We start from the raw sequence: 20,778 nt of genomic DNA on the forward strand, positions 1-20,778 counted from the left end.
GCCCCGCAATTATCCTTTTACCCAAGATAGGTAGAGGGTGCGGCACATACCAGCGCTTTCGCCCCCTTGCCCGTTCCGGCCTTGCGCGTTACCAGCGGCGCATGCCCAGATATGCGTTAAAAGTCGAATACCAAGGGGAACCGTTTGCCGGATGGCAGCGGCAAAAGGATCAGCCGTCCATTCAGGGGGCCATTGAAGAGGCTCTGTCGCGTATTCAGCCGGGTGCGCATACAATCGCCGCCGCAGGTCGCACCGATGCCGGGGTTCACGCGCTTGGTCAGGTTGCCCATTGCGACATGGCCAAGGAATGGGACCCGTTCCGCCTGTCCGAGGCACTGAACTATCACCTCAAACCGCAGCCTGTGGCGATTGTGAAGGCCGCTCGGGTCGATGAGGATTGGCATGCACGCTTTTCAGCGGTTGAACGGCAATATCTGTTCCGCATCCTGATGCGCCGCGCCCCGGCAACGCATGACCGGGGGCAGGTTTGGCAGATCAACCATCAGTTGGATGTTGATGCGATACAGGACGGGGCAAACATGCTGCTGGGACGGCATGATTTCACCACGTTCCGGTCTTCGATCTGTCAAGCGGCGAGCCCTGTTAAAACTCTGGATGAGCTGCGGGTCGAGGAGGTTCCGGGTTTTTCCGGCCCCGAGATCCATTTCCACGTGCGCGCCCGATCTTTCCTGCACAACCAGGTCCGCAGTTTCGTGGGCACTTTGGAACGTGTCGGCGCCGGTGCCTGGACGCCTGAGGATGTCCGCGACGCGTTGAACGCTGCTGACCGTGCGGCTTGTGGGCCGGTCTGCCCGCCGCAGGGGCTGTATCTGGCGCGGGTCGGTTACCCTGAACCGGTGTTTGACTAAATCGCGCGCATCAGCAGACCACCGGCAATCACTGCAATGACAAGCCCCGCAACCAGTTCGATGGTTGGGGCCAGCACGGACGCAAAGCGTGTGGCCGAGGCTGAGGCCAGCAACCCCCCGCGCAGGCCGAAAGAGGTCCAGCCGACCAGCGTTGTGACTGTAGCCGTGCCCAGCGCCATAGCAAAAGCCCCGGCGACACCGACCATTGCGATGCCCATCTGCCAGGTCAGGATCAGCACGAACAAAGCACCCGTACAGGGCCGCGCGGCAATACCTGCGATCAGGATCATAGCCTCGCGCAGAGTGCCCACATTTGCGACCTCTTCCGCCGTTGGTCCATGCCGATGGCCACAATCCGAGCAGACACCGTCATCATGGTGATGGTGATGTGCATGGTCATGGTGGTCATGATTATGGTCGTGATCATGTTGGTGCGCGTCGGCGTGGTGATCGTGAGCATGGTCATGATCATGCGTCGGTTGGCTTTTTTGCCGCCGCGCAAAACTGCGCAAAGCACGAAACACTAGCCACAACCCGATCAAAGCAATCGCGCCATAGCTTATGGGGGCCATGACCTGCTCGGTCGCGCCGACAAGGCTTTGGCGGGACATCTGAAACACCAATATCCCGGCATAAACCAGAACGATGGCCGTTACGGCCTGCCCCAGGCTGGACAGCACGCTGATCGCCGAAAGCCGCCAGAAAGCCACGCGCCGACCCAGCCCGTACCCGCCGATCAGAACCTTACCGTGACCCGGGCCGATGGCATGAAAGAAGCCATAGGCAAAACATACGGTCAGCAGCGTGGCAACGGCCTGCGGCTGCTCGGCGCGTGCGGCACGCAGCGAGCGGGCGATCTGGTTCTGAAATTCGCGTTGCTCGCCTGCTGCCCAGGCTGCAAGAGAGTCAAACCCGCCACTGCCCCAGAACCAGAGCAGCAGTCCACAGGCAAGGGCAACCGGAACAATCAGGTAGCGGGACATGAAATGCGAATCTCGGTAGCAAAGTTCTCTCCGACCAGAGGAATGTCGTTTTCCTCAAGGTCGTAATCTGCATCCAGCGTCAGCAGAAACGCCTGCATCTGGGCCAACTGACCGTCAATATCCGGATCGAAACGTTCCATCTGGCAGGTGGCGGAGCCTGTGACGATGACAGGGCGTGTCACTTCGTAGGCTGTGTAATAGGTCTCATCGAACGCCTTCGCCGACAAGGCGCTGGCGGGCACTGAACCCCCTTCGACCGCGCGCAGATGCGTTGTGACGATGCGGCCATCTTCGGTTGTGGCATGAGGCGACAGCGGGCCCGAAAGGTCAACTTGTACTCCTCCGGCCGTCACAACCAGATCACCGTTATACCCTTCGATCCATTGCGCATCGAACCCGGTAAGGATCGCTTCTTCGCCTTCGGTCAGCGCGCCATCACCGTCCTGATCCAGCCGCATGTCTTCCAGTTGCAGTAAGGAAAACAGCTCATCATAGGCCCAGGTCACTCGGACATGAGTCAAGTTACCACTTTCATCCACGATGAACTCGAGCCCAGTGTCGATAAAGACGTGCGGGTGAGCCAAGGCCGGGATAGGCAGGCAACAGGTTATAGCGGCAAGCATCCAACGCATGATTGCAAGATAGGTCTGCCGATCTGCGGCGGCAACGGCTTTTACAGTCAGGATGCAAAAACCAGCCGAGTGTCAGCCGGGCGGGAACAAAACCAGTGTTTGCAAAGCGGTTCCAACTGGACCTTGCGTGTCATACAACACCGACTGTGACATCCCGATACCTGACGTCTGCCAATGCGAGACAGAGTCTGAGGCCAACCAATCGGAAACCGGCTCTCGATGGATGTTCACTGTCAGGTCGGTATTCATGAATCCCATTTCCGAGGTTGGCGCGTTCCATGAGATGCCATTGCCGCAATCCGCCAGTGGACACAGGGCCTGAATGGGCGATTGCGCCTCGCCCTGCAAAAGTTGCGGTGTCCGCATCCAAACCGTTTTGGGTCCGGCCCCCTGCCTGCCGCCTTTCGGGTAGCGAATATCGCTGTAATGGGCAAAACCGGGCAACTCGTGGCGAATCTCGCCAATTGGAAACGGGCCGTCGACGGCATCCTCGATCCGGGGGGCTGTGCTTTCAACATTTGCAACCGGTCCAAGATCGCGACGCACCAGATGCATGGTCGAGGCCGTGGCACATAGCGCGTCGTTCAAATCGTGAACCGTAACGCGCGTGGTCGCCAACGTCTTGGTGTGGCGGGTTGTTTCTGCCGCAACCCGCAAACCGGCCAGCGGTAAAGGGCGTAACAGGTCGACGGTCAAACGGGTCAGCATCTTTTCCGGGCCGACTTCGGTTTCCGCCGCCCGCACGATCAGACCACTCACAGGCCCCGCATGGCAGTGATCAGCAGACCACGGGCCACGTGCGGGATCGTTGCCGACAAATGCCCCGTTTTCTCGTTGACTAAAATAGGCTTTGTCGGCGAAATCGAGCGCTGCTGCCATCGGCCCCTCAGATCTTTTCCTGCGTGTATTTCTTTAGCTCGGCCCGTGCCACCTGACGGCGATGCACCGCATCAGGCCCATCAGCCAATCGCAGGGTCCGCACATGGGTCCAGGCCGTCGCAAGCGGTGTGTCCTGACTGATGCCCTGCGCACCGAACATCTGCACTGCTTCGTCGATCACCTTCAGCGCAACTTGTGGTGCGACGACCTTGATCTGGCTAATCCAAGGTGCGGCTGCCCGCGCGTCGCCCTGATCCATGTACCACGCGGCTTTCAGGCACAGCAGCCGGGCCATTTCGATCTCCATCCGGCATTCGGCAATGATGTCGTAATTGGCCCCAAGCTGGGCCAGTTTCTTGCCAAACGCCTCGCGTTGCAGCGATCGTTTGCACATCTGCTCCAGCGCACTTTCAGCCTGCCCGATGGCGCGCATGCAGTGGTGGATGCGGCCCGGCCCAAGGCGACCTTGCGCAATCTCGAACCCGCGCCCTTCGCCCAGCAGGATGTTTTCAGCCGGAACGCGAACGTTGGTAAACCGGATATGCATGTGGCCGTGAGGTGCATCATCGTGGCCATAGACCTGCATAGGGCGCAGAACCTCGATCCCTTCTGCATCCGCAGGCACCACAATCATCGACTGACGCTTGTGTTTGGGTTGTTCATCGCCGCCGGTTTTGACCATGACGATATAAACCTTGCATCGCGGGTCGCCCGCGCCCGAAGACCACCATTTTTCACCATTTAGGACATAGTCATCCCCGTCCCGCACACAGGACATCGACACATTGGTTGCGTCAGACGAGGCCACGTCAGGCTCGGTCATCAAATAAGCTGATCGGATTTCACCTTCTAGCAAGGGCTTCAGCCATTGCTCCTTCATCTTCGTGGAACCGTAGCGTTCGAAAACTTCCATGTTGCCGGTATCCGGGGCCGAGCAGTTGAACACTTCGGCCCCAAGCGGGGTCTTGCCCATTTCTTCGGCGAAATAGGCGTATTCCACGGTGGTCAGGCCAAACCCCTTGTCGCTGTCGGTCAGCCAGAAATTCCACAGCCCCGCTGCCTTGGCCTTGGCCTTCAGCCCTTCAAGAATTTCGGCTTGGCGCTGTGTGTACTGCCAGCGGTCGCCCTTGTTGATTTCGGCGTGGTATTCTTCCTCCAGCGGCATGATCTCATCCCGGATCATTTCCGAAACACGTTCCAGAAGAACGCGGTTTTCCTCGCGCAGGGTAAATGACATGTTCACGGAAGCATCCTCCTCAGACGTCGGAACCGGGCTATACTTTTGCTGCAAGGATGGCTTAACTGCCCCGAGCCTGTCCACCACAGTGACGGTACGTCACCACACCAAATTCTACGCAGGAGCCGCGCATGGCGTTGTTGATCGAAACCGGGTTGTCCGATTGGATAGGCGATGAAGAAATTGCTGCCAAATTGAAGGCCGCAGCGCCGGATGCAGATATCCGCACGCCCCAAACGCTTGGGAACCCGGAAGACATCACGATGCTGGCGCTGGTCGGCATGCAAAGCGACCACCCCGCGCGACTGCCCAACTTAAAACTGGTTCAGAAGTTGGGGGCTGGCGTGGAAACCATTGTCAGCCATCCCGACCTTCCGGCCCATGTCCGCATCGCGCGCCTGAAACCGGATGCCCCTGCACAGGGTATTGCCGAGTGGTTTGTGGCATACATCCTGCGCCACCAACGGCATATGGCGTTCCATGAGGCCGCCCAAGCCCGGTCGGAATGGTCGCCGCGAGAGCCGATCTTTACACCAGACACCGTCGTTGGCGTCCTGGGTCTGGGTCATATCGGTGCGCGTACTGCACTGATGCTGCGGGCCGTCGGGTTTCAGGTTATGGGCTGGAGCCGTACAGCCAAATCCATAGAAGGTGTGACCTGTCTGCACGGGCAAGACACCCTGCCTGACCTTTTGGGGCAATGCGATCATGTGTGTGCGATTTTGCCTTCGACACCACAGACCGTTGGTTTGTTCGATGCAAAAACACTGGAGACGATGAAACACGGTAGCCAGTTGCTGAACGCCGGGCGCGGGGATCTGATTGACGAAGCCGCCCTGATCGAAGCGTTGGATAAAGGCACACCGGGTCACGCCGTGCTGGACGTTACATCAGTGGAACCACTGCCACAGGACAGCCCGTTATGGGCCCATCCCGGCGTGACGATCACACCGCACGTCTCGGGCTGGCATCTGGGTGACGCGCTTTCAGATGTTGCCGAGAACTTTAAACGGCTCAACTCTGGCGCGCCCTTGCTGCATGAGGTGGATCGGGCTCAGGGCTATTGAGGCCCATACCGCAGATCAGGGCGTGAGAATCCAGTTGCCACTGCCGTCGTTGCACCGGCGGGTTCTGATCTCACGGCTCTGATCCCCGCCTTCCGGCTGAACGACGTGCTGCAGACTGACGCAGTTGCCCTGCACATTTTGCACCCGGATCGTGCCTTTCGATCCGGTATCGTCGTTTTTCCAGGTCCTTTCCTGACCAACAGAAGGCGTACCACTGGTCAGCATCGTGTTCGCGGTTGCGTTGACCACTTCGAAATCCGCAGGCGACAAGCCCATCTCTGCAATGATTCGCGACAGTGGCTTGGCGTCTGCCAAACTGGTCATCAAAAGAACACCACAAGCGGCGATTGCGGGCAAAAACTGGGCTTTCATAGCGGCCTCACAGAACTGAAATCATTTGTGTCCAAGGATATACCGCTGCCGCTGCAGGGCCAAGCCCCTGGCATCGACCTTCAAATTATCCCGAACAAACCTATCGCGCCGGTGGACCTATCTGCGCCCGGTCTTTGCGCTCATAGTGCCGTACAAACGACCCCGAGGCTCATGATGACCAACCCAACCTATTTCGCCCCGACCGGGGGCCATCCCGGTCAGGACCAACTGTTGACTGACCGCGCTATGTTCACGGACGCTTATGCGGTCATTCCCAAAGGCACGATGCGCGACATCGTCACCAGCTCCCTGCCTTTCTGGGAAGGCACGCGCCTGTGGGTTCTGTCGCGTCCGCTCAGTGGTTTCGCCGAAACGTTCTCGCAATACATCATGGAGGTGCAACCCGGCGGTGGCAGCGACCAGCCTGAAACCGAAGCGCAGGCCCAGGCCGTTCTCTTTGTGGTCGAGGGGGCTGTCACCTTAACCCTGAATGCCGAAAAACATGTATTGGAAACAGGGGGTTATACCTATATTCCACCAGGAAGCGACTGGACATTGCACAACACGGGTGACGCAGTCGCCCGGTTCCATTGGGTCCGCAAGGCCTATCAGTCGGTGCCTGGGCTGCCTTTGCCCGACCCGATCATAACCAACGAGCGTGACGTGACACCTGTGGAAATGCCGGGAACACAGGGCCGCTGGTCGACCACGCGGTTTGCCGATCCTCAAGACCTGCGCCATGACATGCATGTGAACATCGTCAATTTCGAACCCGGCGGGGTCATACCATTTGCCGAGACCCATGTGATGGAGCACGGGCTTTACGTGCTGGAAGGCAAAGCTGTCTATCGCCTGAATCAGGACTGGGTCGAGGTCGAAGCGGGCGATTACATGTGGTTGCGCGCCTTCTGTCCGCAAGCCTGTTATGCAGGTGGTCCGGGGCGGTTCCGGTATCTGCTGTATAAGGACGTCAACCGGCACATGCCGTTGTCTTTGCCTTAGGGTAAACAGGTGGTCCGCGGGGGTGTGCTGTGAATTTCTGGCTTCGGGGCTTCACACGCGCGCCGGAATTTGCTGAAATCCAAGCAAATTCTGATTTTAAGCATTGGAGATTGTTCCATGAAACTGCGCCCTGCCCTGCTGGCCATTGCCGCACTCGCCGCATCTGCGACCCTTTTCACCTCGCCCCTTTCCGCCAAGGAAGAGACCAAATCCGTATTTGTCATGAGCCGCACCTGGGCAGTGACGCAAGTCTCGGACGCGCCGGTTGTGTACCGCGCCACGCGTGACAACAACAATCTCAACCCGTTTGGCCCCCCACCACGTCTGCGCACCCTTCAGGCCATCGCCGCCATTCAGCAGGCAACCGGGTGCAAACCCATTGTGGCCAGCATGTATCAGAACATCTCGGGCCAGTTCTTCTCGCAGGTCAGCTGCAACTGACAGTACGTCAGTTAAGGCATTGAGGTCGCCTGAACGGCCTGCCATAGCTTGCGCATGAAACTCGCGATTAACGGATTCGGCCGCATCGGCCGTACGATCCTGCGGCAGGTTCTGGCCCTGCCGGAAGGGTCAGATATCGACCTGGTGCTGATCAATGACATCGCACCGCTGGAAACCTGCGCTTACCTCTTCAAATACGACAGCACGTTCGGCCCCTACCCCGGCGATGTGTCCGAAGGGGATGCCGCGCTGATTGTGGATGGGCGGACGATTCCCATGACCCACAGTGCCGATCTGACCCGCGTTGATCTGTCGGGTGTCGACGTGATGCTGGACTGCACGGGCATCGCCCGCAGCTCTGACGTTGCGCGTCGCGGTCTTACCGCGGGCGCGGGCAAGGTGCTGATATCTGGCCCTTCGCCTGCAGCGGATGTGACCATTGTTCTAGGCGCAAATGAGGATCAACTGGGCAGCGCGAGGATTGTATCCAACGCCTCGTGCACCACCAACGGGTTGGCACCGCTGGTCAAGATGATCGACGACATCGCAGGCATCGCCTCTGGGCATATGACCACCATTCACTGCTATACCAATAGCCAACCGATGGTGGACGCGCCGCGCGGCGACCTCGCCCGTTCGCGGGCCGGAGCGCTGTCAATGGTCCCCACGACGTCAAGCGCCATGCATCTGATCGATGTGGTTCTGCCGCATCTGGCCGGACGCATTTCCGGCGCGGCTGTCCGTGTGCCGACGGCCAGTGTTTCCGCCGTGGACCTAATCGTGACACTTGAGCGGGGCCTCAGCATAAGTACTTTTGACCAAGCGCTGAAAGAGGCCGTTTCTGCCTCGCCCGTGCTTGGCTGGACAGATGTGCCGCTGGTCTCGTCTGACTTGCGCGCCCGCCCGGAGTCATTGGTCATCGCCGGGCCGGAAACCCGCATGGTTGGGGAAAATCAGGTTCGGATCTTCGGCTGGTACGACAACGAATGGGGCTTTTCAGCCCGGATGCTGGACGTCGCCCGCTTTATGGCGACGGAGTAGCCGGATCGCGCCCCTAACGGATGGCACGTGATCCGGCGGGGAACAGGTTACTTATGTCCAGGCAAACTGCCTGCACCATGCCCGGACATTCCACCCGATACTTCTTCGGTGGCTTCGTCAGTCAGTTCTTCCGGCAGGATGAGGTTGAGCACGATCGCAATAATCGCTGCTGGCAGAAGTCCACTTTTCATTAGGATACCCAGCGTGTCCGGCAAGTGCTGAACCGCGTCGGGTTCAAGCTGTAACCCGAATCCGATGGACAGCGAGATCGCAAAGATCACCATGTTGCGTCTGTTCCAGTCTACATCTGACAGCATCGAAATACCCGCAGCCACGACCATCCCGAACATGACGATGACGCCCCCGCCCAACACCTCAATTGGTATGGTCCGGATGATTGCACCGACCTTGGGAACCAACCCGCACAGGATCAGGAACAAGGCACCAATGGTCACGACATGGCGGCTCATCACGCCTGTCATCGCGATCAAACCGACATTCTGACTGAAGGACGTGTTGGGCAAGCCACCAAACACACCGGCCAGTGCCGAACCGTAACCGTCAGCATAGGTTGCACCGGCAATCTCTTCATCCGTTGCCTCACGTCCTGCACCACCCTTGGTCACACCCGAAACGTCGCCAACGGTTTCGATGGCCGACACAAAGGCCATGAGGCAGAAACCGATCACGGCCGCAAATGAGAATTCAAACCCGTATTTGAATGGAACAGGCAGAGCAAAAGCCGAAGCGCGACCCCAGCTTGCACCAATCGCTTCAAAGGTCACCATTCCGACCATCAATGCATAAAGGTATCCAACCGCCAGACCAATCAGGACAGCTGAAACTGAAAGCATACCCCTGGCGAAGAATTTCAACGCAAGCGTTACAACAACAACGACCATCGCTGCTGACCAGTTCAGCATTGACCCGTATTCTGGCGTACCGATTGCCGGAACTCCTCCGGCAGCGTACTGGATACCAACTTTGACCAACGCCAGACCGATCATCGTGACCACAAGACCGGTCACCAGCGGCGGCAGAGCGAAGCGTATCTTACCGATGACAGCCCCCAGACAGGCATGGAACACACCGCCGATGATCACGCCCCCGAACAAAGCTGCCAACCCGTCGACCCCTTTACCCGCCACAAGCGGGATCATAATTGGCAGAAACGCGAAACTTGTCCCCTGAACAATCGGCAACGCAGCCCCAACCGGACCCAGAGTGACCGTCTGCAACAACGTAGCCACGCCAGCGAACAGCATCGACATCTGGATCAAGTACAAAAGCTCCGGGAAATCGGGCGAGTTAGAACCAAACCCGAACCCAGCTGCGCCAGCGACAATGATTGCAGGTGTCACGTTTGAGACAAACATCGCCAGAACGTGCTGAATACCCAGTGGAATCGCTTTGTGAAGCGCGGGTGTGAAATTCGGATCCCGAAGTTGTTCGGGTGTTCCAATTGAAGTTTCGGCCATGGGCACTGTCCTCTCAGTCGGAGTTCACGGGGGTATTGCCGCTTATCCCGCGGCTTCATTGGGTTTCGGCACCACCTCGTAAGGTGTGTCGAACCAGTGTTCTTCCAGATTTGATCCGGTGCCGATCCTGTCCACCACCGCAAACAGACCCGGGCCATGTAGAGGTGTCAGGACGCCATGCCACGTACCGCGGTGGTAATTCACCGTCTGCCCCGGCTTGGTTATGAACGCGCGCGGAACGCCCGGTTTCCCGGCGTTGTCTGCCGCGACGATCACCAGAAAGGGCTTATGCGTCATGGGAATGAAAGCCTGACTGCCGTCAGGATGGCGCTCGACCATCTCAAGCGTGTAGGGCAATGAACGGGGGTTGGCGTTGAACAGGCTCAGCCCAGCCCGACCATCAGAAAATTCCAACTGCGCGCGGTCATTAAACCGCCCGCATTGCCCTTGGTTGATGATCTTGTCGGGCGGTCCAGACGCCTCGATCAAATCGCCGAAAGGGGCAAATGCGTCTGCCGAGATTATTTCTGTCACGATCTGCTGGGTCATGTGGGCAACACATCTCGCAACCGAAACTCGGCGATCCGTTCAACCTGACGGCAGGCTTCGGCAAATTCTGTCGCGCGATCCTGTTCGATGCGCCGCTGGAAGGCTTCGAGGATCGACGCTTTGTTATGGTCCCGTACCGCAATGATGAAGGGGAACCCGAATGTCTGCGTGTAGCGCTGGTTCAGATTGGTAAACGCCTCTCGCTCTGCATCGGTCAGCGCGTCCAAACCGGCCGAAGCTTGCTCAGACGTGCTTTCCTGTGTCAGCCGTTTGGCCTGCGCCAGCTTGCCCGCCAAATCCGGATGTGCGGTCAGAACGCCCAAACGCTCGTCTTCTGAAGCCGAACGGAACATGCGCGTCAACGCGTTGTGCAGCCCACCGGCCGTGTCATGTGCCGGGCTCAGCTCCAGATCAAAGGCGCGTTCAGCAATCCAGGCCGAATGCTCAAAAATACCGCCAAAAGCATCGACAAACGCGGTGCGGTCCATCTGTGACGGACGCACGCGATGCACTGGCGGGTGGGTGGTTGCCCAATGTTGCGCGATTTGCAATCGCGTTGCGAACCAGACATCGGCAAATCCCCGTGCATAGTCCAAGAACCGTTTCAGCGCCATCACACGCCCCGGTCGGCCAATCAGGCGGCAATGCAAACCGATTGAGAGCATCTTGGGAACGCCCGCCTCACCCTCAGCGTACAGTGCATCAAAACTGTCTTTCAGGTACGCGAAGAACTGATCACCCGAATTGAACCCCTGCGGGGTGGCAAAACGCATGTCGTTGCAATCCAGCGTGTAAGGCACGATCAACTGATCCCGCCCTCCGGTCTGCATCCAATAGGGAAGGTCGTCCGCATAGGTGTCTGCAACATAGGCAAACCCGCCCTCTTCCGCGACCAGACGCACTGTGTTTTCGGAACAGCGCCCCGTGTACCAGCCGCGCGGGCGTTCACCGACAACTTCTGTGTGCAGACGTATGGCCTCGGCTATTTGTGCACGTTCTTCGTCTGGGGTCATATCTTTGTGTTCGACCCATTTGAGGCCGTGGCTGGCAATTTCCCAACCAGCGGATTTCATCGCCGCCACTTGATCGGGCGAACGCGCCAGAGATGTGGCCACGCCATAAACCGTGATCGGAAGATCCTTCATCAGCCGATGCAAACGCCAGAAACCGGCGCGCGCGCCGTATTCATAGATCGATTCCATATTCCAATGCCGCTGACCCGGCCATTGCGCGGCCCCCACGATCTCGGACAAAAACGCCTCGGACGCGTCATCGCCGTGCAGCACGCAGTTTTCGCCGCCTTCCTCATAATTCAGCACGATCTGCACAGCCAACTTGGCCCCGCCCGGCCACTTCGCCTGCGGAGGGTGTGCTCCGTATCCGATCATGTCCCGGGGGTAACGCGGCGGCTGCATGGTATGGTCCATTTCTATTTCTGTTTCCAACAGACTTACCCCAGAACACAGCCTTTGATTATCAAATCAATCCGAACGCTGTTTCCGGTTCTTTCGGCATTTCAACTGTTTCGAACTTTGCGCCAGACTGTCAAAAATCAAAAGGCACATGATAGGAGAGACCGGTGGCAGGCTATTTGACAACCCATGTTCTGGATACCGCACGTGGCTGCCCTGCTGAGGGGCTGAAAATCGCGCTTTACCGCGTTTCCGGCAACTCTCATCGCAAACTAGTTGAGATGGTAACCAACGCGGATGGCCGAACCGACAGCCCAATATTGCCGCAGGACGCATTTAAAACAGGCACTTACGAACTGATTTTCTTTGCAGGCGACTACCTGCGTGCAACAGGTCAGGACGGAGACGATCCCTTGTTTCTGGATCAGGTACCCATCCGGTTCGGCATGTCCGATGCAGAGGCGCATTACCATGTCCCGCTTCTGCTTTCGCCCTACGGCTATTCGACCTATCGCGGAAGCTGACTGAGAGCCGGGGGGCTTAAGCGGGTAGCTCGGCACTGCGGACGATTTTTCCGATCCGTTCGATCATGAAATCCATGAACAAACGCGCCTTCGGGTCTTGATGTCGCCGGTGCGTGTAAAGACATGCCATCTGCACGGGAACCGGTGGTGTTGCGGTTGCAACCGGAACAAGACGCCCGGATTTGAGGTGTTCGGCGACCTCAAAAACGGGTTTCATTGCAATCCCTTGCCCTGACAAAGCCCAATCCGTCAACACGTCTCCGTCATCACATTCAAACCGACCCGACACCGCAAAACGTTTCGGTCCCTCGGGGGTTTCCAGCATCCATTGAAACTCAGCCGCCCCCGGAAAGCGCAGGTTCAGGCATTCGTGCTTGTCGGCGACCAGATCAGCCCCGGTTGTTGGCATTCCGCGCCGCAACACATAGTCGGGGGCGGCACAAAGCACGCGCTGACAATCTGCGATCTTACGGATGCGCAGGGTGCTGTCTTCTGGTTGACCAATGAAGAACGCCAGATCCAGCCCTTCGGTTGTCAGATCGACAGATCGGTCCGTCAGGCGCAAGCGCACGTCTACTTCTGGGTACGCAGCCAAGAAATCAGGCACATGCGGCGCCAGCAGACGGCGACCCACCCCCAGAGGCGCCGCCGCAAACAATGATCCACGTGGGGCTTCGGTCAAATGGGTCACCTTAGCCTCGGCATCATCCACCGCGTCCAGAACCGCTACCGCACCGGGATAAAACACTTTGCCTTGCTCGGTCGGAGACAGATTGCGGGTCGTACGCTGAAAAAGGCGTACGCCTAAGTGATCCTCAAGCTGAGAAATCCGCGCTGAAGTCACAGCCGGAGAAATTCGCAGGTCTCGCCCCGCGGCGGACATGCTGCCCAGATCGTAGACCCTGACAAAGGTGCGGATGTTATCGAGATAGGACATCTTTTCGTTTTTTTTGATACAGTTTGACAATATACGGGAATACCGAAGAAAAGCCTGTTTGCCTAGTGTGGTGGCAACCAATCGGAGACCTCTGAAATGTACGACTTTGCCGTGTTCTGGGACTGGATGGCGTTTGCCGTGCGCTGGTTGCACGTGATCACCGCCATGGCCTGGATCGGATCCTCATTTTATTTCATCGCGCTCGACCTGGGTTTGAACCGCAATATTCCGGGTCCAGCGGATGGCGAGGAATGGCAGGTGCATGGCGGCGGCTTCTACCATATCCAAAAGTATCTGGTGGCCCCTGAACGGATGCCGGATCACCTGACCTGGTTCAAATGGGAAAGTTATTCGACATGGCTCAGCGGTGCCGCGCTGCTGATGATCGTTTATTGGGTCGGTGGAGAGCTGTATCTGATCGATGTGGAAAAGGCTGATCTGGCCCTTTGGCAAGGCATTCTGATCTCGGCCGCCTCGCTGACGGTTGGATGGCTTGTCTATGATTTTCTGTGCAAATCAGGGCTTGGGGAACGCCCCACTTTGCTGATGGTTTTGCTGTTCGTTTTGTTAGTGGCCATGGGTTGGGGGTACAACCAGATCTTCACCGGGCGTGCGATGATGCTTCATCTGGGCGCGTTCACTGCCACGATCATGACGGCAAACGTGTTCTTCATCATCATGCCCAATCAACGCATTGTGGTGGATGATCTGAAAAACGGGCGCACACCGGATCCGAAATACGGCAAGATCGCCAAGCTGCGCTCAACCCACAACAACTACCTGACATTGCCCGTCCTGTTCCTGATGCTGTCCAACCATTACCCGCTGGCTTTTGCGACGGAATACAACTGGATCATCGCAGCGCTGGTTTTCCTGATGGGCGTGACCATCCGGCACTATTTCAACACCCGCCATGCCCGCGCCGGTAATCCCACCTGGACGTGGCTGGCCACCGCACTGCTGTTCATTGCCATCATGTGGCTATCGACAGCCCCCATGTACCAGCCGCTGGAAGAGGCAGAGGCACAGCCGCTAACACCTTATGAACAGAAATTTGCTGATGCGGACGGGTTCGAAGACGCCCATGACATTGTTCTTGGGCGTTGTTCAATGTGTCACGCGCGCGAGCCGGTCTGGGAGGGCATTCTTTGGGCCCCGAAAGGTGTGCTATTGGAAACCGAGGCCGATATCGCCCGAAACGCGCAGCAAATCTATCTGCAGGCTGGTGTGACGCATGCGATGCCTCCGGCAAACGTAACCTATATGGAACCTGAAGACCGCCAAGCCATCATCAGATGGGTGCGCAACGCCGGACTGTAGCACAAACGCAATTTACCCTAAATTTTCGCGTCAGGCGCATAATCTCTTTCCCAGATCGCATTCAGATGCTCTAACCTGAATGCAAAGGACCGCGGCAAACGCGGTGTATGATATTTGGAACTGGGACATTTGGGGCAATTCATGCAAGGGAGCAAGCCGCAAGGCCGTCTGAGGCGCTGGCTGAGTGTCGCTGTTGTGGCGTTGGCTCCAAACGTGTCACTGGCATTGGAAACCTCTCTGACCGCACCGGGTGCGTCCAAAGAACTGGTGGAGCGTCTGAAAGAGACGTCATCCGTCACCACCGCCGAAGAGCGCGGCCTGGATACCCCGCTTGAAATCCTGTCCGCCGCATTGTCGGATTACCGCACGATTGTGCAGATCCTGTATGACGAGGGGTATTTCAGCCCTGTCGTCAGCATCAAACTGGACGGCCAGGAAGCCGCGGAAATGAGTTCGCTGACCGTTCCGGCAAAGATCGACCGGGCGGCGATTAACGTTGAAACCGGGCCCAGCTTTAAATTCGGCACCGCCACTGTACAGCCGTTGGCGCCTGACACCGTTCTGCCGGAAGAGTTCGCAACCGGCAAACTGGCAACAACCGGCGCTATTCAACAGGCCACTTCAGCTGGCGTGCAAGGGTGGCGGGATGCAGGCCATGCCAAGGCTGGGGTCGCGGGGCAGAAAGTCATCGCACGGCATTCTCAGGCGCAGTTGGACGCTCAGGTCACGCTGGAACCGGGGCGCAGGCTGACATTCGGTAAAATGTTCATCAAGGGCGACACGGATGTGCGCCACAGATCCATCGAAAAGATCGCTGGGTTTCCAAGTGGAGAGGTTTATTCGCCTGAAAAGATCCAAAAGGTCGGAACACGTCTGCGCCGCACCGGCACGTTCAACGTCGTTTCACTGCAAGAGCGTGAGACACCAAATCCAAATGGCACGTTAGACTTTGATGCAACTTTCGAAGACCTGCCCAAACGTCGCATAACCTTTGGTGTTGAAATCGCCTCGCGCGATGGTGTTGACGTGACAGCGACCTGGGCCCATCGCAATATGTTCAAACGCGCGGAACGTTTGCGCTTTGAAGCCGCGATACGCAACATCGGCGGGGCCGAGAACATCGACGGCCGGATCGGCTTGCGTCTGGATCAACCGGATCGCCTCGGCCCGGACGACAACACATTCTGGAGCGCGCTACTGGAACGGCGCAACACTGAAAACTACAACGTGTCGGTTGCGTCGCTGGCCTACGGTGCGCGTCGCACCTTCTCGGACAACCTCTATGCCGAAGCCTCTGCCGGTTTTCAGTGGTCGGATGCTGATGATGCGTATGGAAGCGGTCGCAAGTTCAGGTATTTCATCGTGCCGTTCCGCTCGGAATGGGACGAACGCGACAGTAAAGTCAGCGCCACACGGGGCTTTTATCTTGATTCACAAGTCATGCCCTTTGTTGGTATTTCCGGTACCGACACGGGCATCCGCCTTTTCTTTGATGGTCGGGCTTATACCAGCTTGGGGACAGGGGGCCGGATCGTTTTGGCCGGGCGCGCGCAGCTGGGTTCCGTAATTGGCCCCCCTGCCGATGGCGTCACGCCTGACTTCCTTTTCTTCTCGGGCGGTGCGGGAACCGTTCGCGGGCAACCCTATGAAAGCCTTGGCATTCCGGTTGGAACCGGCATAGCAGGCGGCAAGTCTTTTATCGGCCTGTCAGGTGAAATCCGCGGCAAGGTCACCGATAGCCTGTCACTGGTCGGGTTTTATGATTACGGTGTTGTCGATACGTCTTCGTTCATCGGCAGCGGTGCCGAAGACCACGCTGGCGCCGGTATTGGTGTAAGATACGATCTGGGCGGATTTGGACCTTTGCGATTTGATCTCGCCTATCCAGTGAGTGGTCCCACCGGCGACGGTCTGCAGTTTTACATCGGGATCGGACAGGCGTTTTGAGACGGTTTCTTTCATACCCTCTGCTGATCGGCACTCTGCTGCTTGCACCAACGGCCGGGCAAGCGCAGGAGGACGAAGGCGGCAGCATGATCGAGCGGTTCCTGCAGGATACGCTGTCAGGTGACGATCAGAACGTAACCGTCACGGGCCTTCAAGGCGCGCTGAGTTCGCGGGCCACCATCGCCGAGATTACGGTTGCCGACGATGACGGGGTCTGGCTGACCATTAAGGATGCGGTGCTGGACTGGAACCGTCTGGCGCTTATCCGTGGCCGGTTTTCCGTCAACGCCCTGACCGCAGAGGAAATTGACATCGCCCGCACCCCGGGCACCACCACCAAAGATACGCCGCCCCCCGCAGCTGAAACGCAAGCCTTTCAACTGCCCGAACTTCCTGTTTCCATCGAAATCGGTGAAATCAGCATCAGCGAACTGTCTCTGGGCGAGCCACTGATCGGCGTTGCCGCAGAGTTGGCAGTGACCGGAAACCTGTCACTGGCGGATGGCACGCTGGATACAAATCTCGACATCACCCGCCTGGACCGCGCCGGGGATGAAATCAAGCTAAGCGCGGGGTTTCAGAACTCTGACAGTCAAATCGATCTCGATCTTCAGGTGACCGAAGCGGCGGGCGGCCTGATATCTACGGCTCTTAAAATCCCGGATAGCCCACCCATTGGGCTGACCGCAAAAGGGTCCGGGCCGGTGAGCGATTTCACGGCGGATATTGGCCTCAGCAGTGATGGCCAACCACGCGTGACCGGGCAGGTGCGCCTGCGTTCGGCCCCGACCGCAGCGGCAAGCGCCGACGAGGGCATCGCCTTTACAGCCGATCTCGGTGGGGATCTGACGCCCTTTGTAGCCGAAAACATGGATACGTTCTTTGGCACCAAGACACAGTTGTTGGTGGACGGGCGAACCGAAGCAGATGGCGCGCTGACCATTAGTGATCTTGAGCTGACCTCTCAAGCGCTGAACCTCAAGGGTGAGCTGCAACTGGCCGCCGGTGGGCAACTGCAACTGGCCGCCTTGCAAGGGCGGATCACACCGCCGGACGGGCAAAAAGTGGTACTGCCGGTTTCGGGCGGCGACACGTCCATCGAAGCGGCACAGATTTCGGCGTTGTTTGACGAGAAAAACGGCAATCTGTGGGACCTGAGCCTTACGGCCAACGGAATAAAGACGCCACAGATCGATTTGCAACGTGCTCAAATCTCGGCGCAGGGGACGCTGGAACAAGGGACGGCCCTGCAACTGGATGGCGATCTTCAGGCTGCTCTGGACGGGATCGACTTGGCTGACGATGCGCTGAACGCAGCCGTGGGCGAGCGCGTCACGCTGGATGGTGTGTTCGCCTATGGCAGTGATCAAACGGTCAATCTGTCCGGCGTGGAGCTGGTTGGTTCTGATTACGAACTGGGGCTGGACGCGGTGATCAGCGGCCTGTCCACAGGTCTGGCCGTAGATGGCACGGCCACGTTGCAGGCGACGGACTTGTCGCGGTTTTCGGATCTGGCGAAGATGGATCTTGGGGGCCAGGCGTCTGCACGGCTTGTGGGGCGAGGCTCTCCGCTGGAAGGCAGCTTTGACGGCAAGCTAGAGGTCGAAGGAAATGACCTGTCCACCGGACGCGACGACATCGACCCGGTCATTCGCGGTAACACCACAATCACTGTAGACGCCAAGCGGGGTGCAGATGGCGTAACGATCCGGGATTTCACACTGATCGGGGACACCCTGCGTGCACAGGCTGACGGCACAGTTACCACGCCCGGTGGCAATCTGACCATCGACGGGCAGGCCACGGTCAATGCTCAGGACCTCTCCATCTTCTCCGGCCTTGCAAATCGCGAGCTTGGCGGTGCCCTACAAGCAAAGCTCAACGGTAAGGGCGCGGTTCAGACGCTGGAATTCGATGGCACCGCCAGCGTGACGAGCCGGGACATCAAAACCGGCATGTCTGAAATCGACCCGCTGGTTTCGGGTCGAACCGAGATCACCTTTGACGGTGCGCTCAGTCAGGATCAAATCGTGATCCGCGACGCCAAGGTGAACGGAACCGCCGTTACGGCACAAGCGGCAGCCACAATCGACGATCCGACAAGTGCGCTGGCTGTGGATGGCGAAGCCAGCCTGAACATCCCCGATCTGTCTCTGTTCTCGGGCCTTGCCAAACGCGACCTTGCCGGGTCAATCAAAACCGATTTTTCGGGCAAAGGTGCGTTAGGAAGCAAAAGCTTTGATGTGAAAGGCAAACTGGATGCGAACGACATCCAGACCGGAATCGACGCTGTCGACAAACTGATCCAAGGGCGCACCACCCTGACTGTGGATGCGCAAAATGGCGATGAAGGGCTTGATATCCGCGGTTTCCGATTGAAGGGAACCGCCCTGTCGGCTGAGGCGTCTGGTAAACTCGATCGGGATGCCGGGGGGTTGAGCTTTACTGCTGCGCTGGACGACTTGGGCCGACTGTCTGACACTCTGACAGGGCCATTGAAACTGGATGGAAACGTCGCGCCCACAAGCACAGGTTTTGAAGGCACAGCCAATCTACAAGGGCCGGACAGCTCATATGCCAAAGTCGCGGGTTCGGTCGATACGAACGGCTCAGCCGACTTGGACTTCGACGCAAAATTCAACCGTATTGAGCGGTTCGTCCCTGATTTCCCGGGCACCATCGCAGCGACGGGCAATGCAAAGCGGGACAATGGGCTTTGGACCATCGATGCCAAAGCCGAAGGGCCCGCCGACATCACCAGCACCGTTGCCGGAACCTTCGACGAAACCAGCACTGAAGCCGATCTTAAGGCGCAAGGCGGCGTCAACCTTGGGATAGCAAATATCTTTATTACACCCAACAAGATCGACGGGTCGGCACGTTTCAATTTGGCCCTGAAAGGGGCACCTGCGCTGGCGTCGCTCAGTGGATCTGTCACGACCTCTGGCACATCACTTGCTATTCCAGATGCAGGCCAAACGATCACCGGTATCAGCGGCCAGATCGATCTGGCGCAAAGTCGTGCAACCATCAACCTCAGTGGTGGAGTGCGCGTGGGCGGTGGCTTTACCGTTACCGGACCTGTTGACCTTACACCGCCTTTCAACGCCCAGATCACGACGGCGTTGAACAGCCTCGTGCTGACGGATCAGCTGCTTTACGAAACCACCCTAAACGGCCAGATTGCAATGACCGGAGCGCTTGCCGGAGACAGTTCGATTGCCGGGCAAATCACGTTCGACGAAACCAACATCAATCTCGCGGCCGCTTCCGGCGCGGTCGGGGCGGCACCGATCCCCGAGATTGAACATGTCAATGAAAGCCGCCCGGCCTTTGTCACCCGAGAACGCGCGGGGCTGGTTGTCACGGAAGAAGCCAGCCAAAGCAATTCCAGAATTGCGCTGGACATCAGCCTGCTGGCCCCCAAGGCCGTGTTCGTCCGAGGACGGGGCGTAAACGCAGAGTTGGGTGGCCGGATCTTCATCGGCGGCACCACCACTGCCGTCGTTCCGTCGGGCCAGATCGAACTGATCCGAGGCAATTTCGACATTCTGGGCCGAAGGCTGGCCCTGACGAAAGGCATCGTTACCCTCCAAGGCGACCTGACGCCATATATCGAGTTCGAATCTTCGGCCAGTACTTCGGACGGAACTGCCACAATCGAAATTGCGGGGCCTTTGGATTCGCCCGAGGTCAACGTGTTCTCTGACCCCGAACGCCCAGCCGAAGAAGCGCTTGCGATGCTGCTGTTCGGGAATCGGTTCTCGGAGATTTCACCATTCCTGATTGCGCAGATGGCCGCCTCGCTGGCCCAACTCAGCGGCGCGGGTGGTGATGTAACCAAGGGCCTGCGGGACTCCACCGGCGTGGATACAATCGATGTCGGCGCTTCGGAAAGTGGCGCGGGTCGGTTGGGGGCTGGCGCGTATTTGGGTGAAAACCTGTACACCGACTTCACGGTCAATACCGAAGGCGATACCGAGGTGAACCTGAACCTGGATGTGACAGACAATTTCACGGTCAAGGGCACGGTTGATGGCCGCGGCGAAACCGGCATCGGGGTGTTTTTCGAACGCGATTATTAAAGC

The 20,778-nt window shown here is 58.2% G+C and carries 18 protein-coding genes; 9 read left to right on the forward strand and 9 right to left on the reverse strand.

Going from position 1 to position 20,778, the window contains the following annotated elements:
• The first annotated feature begins 101 nt into the window (after positions 1 to 101).
• The gene (gene truA / locus GS636_RS09725; RefSeq protein WP_171669302.1) at positions 102 to 869 is read left to right on the forward strand and encodes a tRNA pseudouridine(38-40) synthase TruA; all 768 of its coding nucleotides are present in this window, start codon (positions 102 to 104) and stop codon (positions 867 to 869) included.
• Here truA and GS636_RS09730 read toward each other — a convergent pair.
• From GS636_RS09730 to GS636_RS09745, 4 genes are all read right to left on the reverse strand, one after another.
• Entirely contained in the window at positions 866 to 1,852 is a 987-nt protein-coding gene (locus tag GS636_RS09730) for a nickel/cobalt transporter (RefSeq protein WP_171669303.1), read from the reverse strand. The genes truA and GS636_RS09730 overlap by 4 nt on opposite strands.
• Entirely contained in the window at positions 1,837 to 2,484 is a 648-nt protein-coding gene (locus GS636_RS09735; RefSeq protein WP_171669304.1) for a DUF1007 family protein, read from the reverse strand. The genes GS636_RS09730 and GS636_RS09735 overlap by 16 nt, the downstream gene beginning before the upstream one ends.
• A 72-nt stretch (positions 2,485 to 2,556) precedes the next feature.
• The gene (locus GS636_RS09740; protein ID WP_171669305.1) at positions 2,557 to 3,363 is read right to left on the reverse strand and encodes a thioesterase family protein; all 807 of its coding nucleotides are present in this window, start codon (positions 3,361 to 3,363) and stop codon (positions 2,557 to 2,559) included.
• A gap of 7 nt (positions 3,364 to 3,370) precedes the next feature.
• Positions 3,371 to 4,600 (reverse strand): acyl-CoA dehydrogenase family protein, encoded by a 1,230-nt coding sequence (locus GS636_RS09745; protein WP_174825490.1) that lies wholly within the window; start codon positions 4,598 to 4,600, stop codon positions 3,371 to 3,373.
• A 131-nt stretch (positions 4,601 to 4,731) separates the two neighbouring features.
• Between GS636_RS09745 and GS636_RS09750 the strand changes: the two genes are divergently transcribed.
• Positions 4,732 to 5,667, forward strand: a complete 936-nt coding sequence (locus GS636_RS09750; RefSeq protein ID WP_171669306.1) for a glyoxylate/hydroxypyruvate reductase A — start codon at positions 4,732 to 4,734, stop codon at positions 5,665 to 5,667.
• Between the two features lie 15 nt (positions 5,668 to 5,682).
• On the opposite strand, the gene GS636_RS09755 is transcribed toward GS636_RS09750, so the two are convergent.
• Positions 5,683 to 6,039, reverse strand: a complete 357-nt coding sequence (locus GS636_RS09755) for a hypothetical protein (protein WP_171669307.1) — start codon at positions 6,037 to 6,039, stop codon at positions 5,683 to 5,685.
• Between the two features lie 174 nt (positions 6,040 to 6,213).
• On the opposite strand from GS636_RS09755, the gene GS636_RS09760 reads away from it, so the two are divergent.
• From GS636_RS09760 to GS636_RS09770, 3 genes are all read left to right on the forward strand, one after another.
• Positions 6,214 to 7,041, forward strand: coding sequence for a bifunctional allantoicase/(S)-ureidoglycine aminohydrolase (locus tag GS636_RS09760; RefSeq protein ID WP_171669308.1), 828 nt, complete (start codon positions 6,214 to 6,216; stop codon positions 7,039 to 7,041).
• 117 nt (positions 7,042 to 7,158) lie between these two features.
• The gene (locus GS636_RS09765; RefSeq protein WP_171669309.1) at positions 7,159 to 7,482 is read left to right on the forward strand and encodes a hypothetical protein; all 324 of its coding nucleotides are present in this window, start codon (positions 7,159 to 7,161) and stop codon (positions 7,480 to 7,482) included.
• Between the two features lie 54 nt (positions 7,483 to 7,536).
• Positions 7,537 to 8,523, forward strand: coding sequence for a type I glyceraldehyde-3-phosphate dehydrogenase (locus tag GS636_RS09770; protein WP_171669310.1), 987 nt, complete (start codon positions 7,537 to 7,539; stop codon positions 8,521 to 8,523).
• Positions 8,524 to 8,570: 47 nt separating this feature from the next.
• Here the strand turns inward: GS636_RS09770 and GS636_RS09775 are convergent, their stop codons facing one another.
• Genes GS636_RS09775 through puuE form a run of 3 tightly spaced genes read right to left on the reverse strand, consistent with a single transcriptional unit; the run spans position 8,571 to position 11,965 of the window.
• Complete coding sequence (locus GS636_RS09775) at positions 8,571 to 10,001, reverse strand: uracil-xanthine permease family protein (protein WP_171669311.1); 1,431 nt, start codon at positions 9,999 to 10,001, stop codon at positions 8,571 to 8,573.
• Positions 10,002 to 10,043: 42 nt separating this feature from the next.
• Positions 10,044 to 10,550: an ureidoglycolate lyase gene (locus tag GS636_RS09780; RefSeq protein ID WP_171669312.1), complete on the reverse strand. Its 507-nt coding sequence runs from the start codon at positions 10,548 to 10,550 to the stop codon at positions 10,044 to 10,046.
• Complete coding sequence (gene puuE, locus GS636_RS09785) at positions 10,547 to 11,965, reverse strand: allantoinase PuuE (RefSeq protein WP_171669389.1); 1,419 nt, start codon at positions 11,963 to 11,965, stop codon at positions 10,547 to 10,549. The genes GS636_RS09780 and puuE overlap by 4 nt, the downstream gene beginning before the upstream one ends.
• A gap of 164 nt (positions 11,966 to 12,129) precedes the next feature.
• On the opposite strand from puuE, the gene uraH reads away from it, so the two are divergent.
• Positions 12,130 to 12,486 carry a hydroxyisourate hydrolase gene (gene uraH, locus GS636_RS09790; RefSeq protein ID WP_171186974.1) on the forward strand — a complete coding sequence of 119 codons (357 nt, stop codon included), beginning with the start codon at positions 12,130 to 12,132 and terminating at the stop codon, positions 12,484 to 12,486.
• Positions 12,487 to 12,502: 16 nt separating this feature from the next.
• Here the strand turns inward: uraH and GS636_RS09795 are convergent, their stop codons facing one another.
• A complete protein-coding gene (locus GS636_RS09795) occupies positions 12,503 to 13,423 on the reverse strand; it encodes a LysR family transcriptional regulator (protein WP_171669313.1) in 921 nt (306 codons plus the stop codon).
• 96 nt (positions 13,424 to 13,519) lie between these two features.
• Between GS636_RS09795 and GS636_RS09800 the strand changes: the two genes are divergently transcribed.
• The 3 genes from GS636_RS09800 to GS636_RS09810 all read left to right on the forward strand — a co-directional run bounded on the left by GS636_RS09800 (position 13,520) and on the right by GS636_RS09810 (position 20,775).
• On the forward strand, positions 13,520 to 14,743 hold the full coding sequence (locus tag GS636_RS09800; RefSeq protein WP_171647563.1) for a urate hydroxylase PuuD: 1,224 nt from the start codon (positions 13,520 to 13,522) through the stop codon (positions 14,741 to 14,743).
• 141 nt (positions 14,744 to 14,884) lie between these two features.
• Complete coding sequence (locus GS636_RS09805) at positions 14,885 to 16,690, forward strand: autotransporter assembly complex family protein (RefSeq protein WP_171669314.1); 1,806 nt, start codon at positions 14,885 to 14,887, stop codon at positions 16,688 to 16,690.
• Positions 16,687 to 20,775 (forward strand): translocation/assembly module TamB domain-containing protein, encoded by a 4,089-nt coding sequence (locus GS636_RS09810; protein ID WP_253762726.1) that lies wholly within the window; start codon positions 16,687 to 16,689, stop codon positions 20,773 to 20,775. The genes GS636_RS09805 and GS636_RS09810 overlap by 4 nt, the downstream gene beginning before the upstream one ends.
• The last annotated feature ends 3 nt before the right edge of the window (positions 20,776 to 20,778 follow it).

The sequence above is a fragment of the Ruegeria sp. HKCCD4884 genome (assembly GCF_013110855.1).
Lineage (GTDB): Bacteria > Pseudomonadota > Alphaproteobacteria > Rhodobacterales > Rhodobacteraceae > Ruegeria.

Coding starts and splice junctions, on each gene's coding strand:
- truA (WP_171669302.1), top strand. CDS start 102: ATGCCCAGATATGCGTTAAAAGTCGAATACCAAGGGGAACCGTTTGCC.
- GS636_RS09730 (WP_171669303.1), bottom strand. CDS start 1,852: ATGTCCCGCTACCTGATTGTTCCGGTTGCCCTTGCCTGTGGACTGCTG.
- GS636_RS09735 (WP_171669304.1), bottom strand. CDS start 2,484: ATGCGTTGGATGCTTGCCGCTATAACCTGTTGCCTGCCTATCCCGGCC.
- GS636_RS09740 (WP_171669305.1), bottom strand. CDS start 3,363: ATGGCAGCAGCGCTCGATTTCGCCGACAAAGCCTATTTTAGTCAACGA.
- GS636_RS09745 (WP_174825490.1), bottom strand. CDS start 4,600: ATGTCATTTACCCTGCGCGAGGAAAACCGCGTTCTTCTGGAACGTGTT.
- GS636_RS09750 (WP_171669306.1), top strand. CDS start 4,732: ATGGCGTTGTTGATCGAAACCGGGTTGTCCGATTGGATAGGCGATGAA.
- GS636_RS09755 (WP_171669307.1), bottom strand. CDS start 6,039: ATGAAAGCCCAGTTTTTGCCCGCAATCGCCGCTTGTGGTGTTCTTTTG.
- GS636_RS09760 (WP_171669308.1), top strand. CDS start 6,214: ATGACCAACCCAACCTATTTCGCCCCGACCGGGGGCCATCCCGGTCAG.
- GS636_RS09765 (WP_171669309.1), top strand. CDS start 7,159: ATGAAACTGCGCCCTGCCCTGCTGGCCATTGCCGCACTCGCCGCATCT.
- GS636_RS09770 (WP_171669310.1), top strand. CDS start 7,537: ATGAAACTCGCGATTAACGGATTCGGCCGCATCGGCCGTACGATCCTG.
- GS636_RS09775 (WP_171669311.1), bottom strand. CDS start 10,001: ATGGCCGAAACTTCAATTGGAACACCCGAACAACTTCGGGATCCGAAT.
- GS636_RS09780 (WP_171669312.1), bottom strand. CDS start 10,550: ATGACCCAGCAGATCGTGACAGAAATAATCTCGGCAGACGCATTTGCC.
- puuE (WP_171669389.1), bottom strand. CDS start 11,965: ATGCAGCCGCCGCGTTACCCCCGGGACATGATCGGATACGGAGCACAC.
- GS636_RS09795 (WP_171669313.1), bottom strand. CDS start 13,423: ATGTCCTATCTCGATAACATCCGCACCTTTGTCAGGGTCTACGATCTG.
- GS636_RS09800 (WP_171647563.1), top strand. CDS start 13,520: ATGTACGACTTTGCCGTGTTCTGGGACTGGATGGCGTTTGCCGTGCGC.
- GS636_RS09805 (WP_171669314.1), top strand. CDS start 14,885: ATGCAAGGGAGCAAGCCGCAAGGCCGTCTGAGGCGCTGGCTGAGTGTC.